We start from the raw sequence: 2,502 nt of genomic DNA, 5'->3' as shown, positions 1-2,502 counted from the left end.
CACACCAATATTACCATTTTGAATTTTCTTTCCTTTTATAGATAATGCATATGTAGCACCACCTAAACCAATAACTGCTTTTGAAATAAATTTCTCCACATATTTTTTAGCAAAATTGGAAATCATATAGATTGGTTTCACGATTGTTGCCATATAAATTTCATCTAAATAATATTTATTAGACAAAACTTTGTGTAAACCTTCAACTTCTGAATCAGCAACTGGAATTTCTTTTTTCTTAAGATATTTAGAATAAGCAATACCAATTCCGACTATAGCACCAACTGTTGCAATAGCCATTAACATATAAGCTTGACCATCTAAATGATGCGCTTCATTTTTTTTGAATAAAGGTGCTAAATAATGATTTAACCAACTGTTTCCTGGTAAGCTAATGGCTCCACCAATAGCAGCTAAAGTTGCTAAAATCACTAATGGAATAGTAATTAATGCTGGACTTTCGTGTAAATGATGTTTTTGTTCCTCGGTGCCTCTAAAATCGTTAAAGAAAGTTAAATACATCAAACGGAACATATAAAATGCAGTCATAATAGAAGCAATCGAACCAACCACCCATAAAGGGATGTTACTATGAAAAGCTGTCATTAAAATTTCGTCTTTAGACCAGAAACCAGAGAATGGAAAGATACCTGAAATAGCTAATGTAGAAATCATCATCGTCCAGAACGTAATTGGCATAACTTTTCTTAAACCACCCATATTTCTCATATCTTGTTCTCCGTGTAACGCGTGAATTACAGAACCTGAACCTAAGAATAAACAAGCTTTAAAGAAAGCGTGAGTAATTACGTGGAATACGGCTACTTCATAAGCTCCTAATCCTAATGCTAAAAACATTAAACCCAATTGGGATACTGTTGAATAAGCTAATACTTTTTTAATATCGTTTTGTACCAAACCAATTGATGCTGCTACTATAGCTGTAATAGCTCCAACGATTGCAATTACATTTTGAATTTCTGGAGTAAAATCGAATAAGAAATTCATTCTGGTAATCATAAAAATACCTGCTGTTACCATTGTTGCTGCGTGAATTAATGCAGAAACCGGTGTTGGTCCAGCCATTGCGTCTGGTAACCAAGTGGCTAAAGGTAATTGTGCTGATTTCCCACAAGCTCCAATGAATAAACATAAAGCTGCTATACTTAATAATGGTAAATCTATAGTTTTTAAGAATACTTCAGAATGTATTCCTTTTGCAATTTCTGAAAATTCTAAACTATTAAAAATATATCCTAAAATAAATATTCCGATTAAGAAACCTAAATCTCCAATACGGTTCATAATGAATGCTTTTTTCGCAGCATCATTATAATCTTGGTTTTTATACCAAAACCCAATAAGTAAGTACGAACATAAACCTACGCCTTCCCAACCAATGAACATAATTAGTAAGTTACTTCCAGCTACTAAAGCAATCATGAAGAATACAAACAAATTTAAATAAGAGAAAAATTTGTGCATATTATCATCTTCATGCATGTAACTAATCGAATACAAATGAATTAAAGCCCCAATTCCTGTTACGAACAATAACCATAAAACAGATAATTGATCAAATAAAAAGGAGAATTTTACTTTGATTGAACCAATTGAAAACCAATCTGCTAAATGAAAAGTAAATGATTTTCCGTTAGCATTAATTTGAGAAAATAAACAAATCGCACATAAAAAAGACACAACAATTGCTGTTGTTCCTAGTACACCAGAAATTGTTTTTCCTAATGATTTACCGAAAAAGGTGTTGATTAAAAAACCAACTAACGGCGTAAATAATAAGAGTAATATTGTAGTATTCATTTAGAATTATCCTTTTAGATTTTTTAAATTATCGATGTCAATATTTCCAATATTTCTAAATACCGAAACAAGAATTGCCAATCCAACAGCTACTTCAGCTGCAGCGACTGCCATAGTGAAAAATACAAAAACTTGCCCTGATGGATCTTCATGATACGAAGAAAACGCAACCAAAAGTAAGTTGACAGCATTTAACATAATTTCAATTGACATAAACATGATTATGGCATTTCTTCTGTATAGAAGTCCAAACGCACCAATACAAAACAGCAAAGCTGAAAGTGTAATGTAGTTACCAATACCAACGTGTTCTAATATGTTCATAATTAAATTTTTTCTTCTTTTTTAGAAATTAAAACGGCACCAATCATAGAAACAAGTAATAAAACTGAGGCAAACTCGAATGGAACTTGGTACTCATTTAATAATACTTTTCCTAATACTTTTATGGATTGATAGTCTACTCCAGAATTTACATATTCTATATTTTCTGGTTGTGCTTTACGAAGTGCAGCTATTAAAACCAATCCTAAAATCCCTGCTGAAAAAACGGCTGCAAGTTTTGCAAAAAGTGGTTTAGATGTTTCGTCTTCTTTGTCTAAATTCATAAGCATTAAGGTAAATAACAACAATACCATAATAGCTCCTGCATATACTATAATATGAACGATAGCCAAAAAT

Annotated in this window: 3 protein-coding genes; all 3 read right to left on the bottom strand. The window is 31.6% G+C overall.

Annotated elements, in window-relative coordinates; all coding sequences use genetic code 11:
- Positions 1–1,821 (bottom strand): NADH-quinone oxidoreductase subunit L (gene nuoL, locus ABWO04_RS11100; protein ID WP_353079757.1); only part of this gene is annotated, 1,821 nt, incomplete at its 3' end.
- A 6-nt stretch (positions 1,822–1,827) separates the two neighbouring features.
- Positions 1,828–2,148, bottom strand: coding sequence for an NADH-quinone oxidoreductase subunit NuoK (gene nuoK, locus ABWO04_RS11095; protein ID WP_291241457.1), 321 nt, complete (start codon positions 2,146–2,148; stop codon positions 1,828–1,830).
- Positions 2,148–2,502 (bottom strand): NADH-quinone oxidoreductase subunit J family protein (locus tag ABWO04_RS11090; RefSeq protein WP_353079756.1); only part of this gene is annotated, 355 nt, incomplete at its 5' end. The genes ABWO04_RS11090 and nuoK, both read right to left, overlap by 1 nt.

The organism is Flavobacterium sp., assembly GCF_040382755.1.
GTDB lineage: Bacteria > Bacteroidota > Bacteroidia > Flavobacteriales > Flavobacteriaceae > Flavobacterium.
Note: the sequence above shows the minus strand (reverse complement) of the source record. Positions and strands in the feature narration are given on the sequence as shown.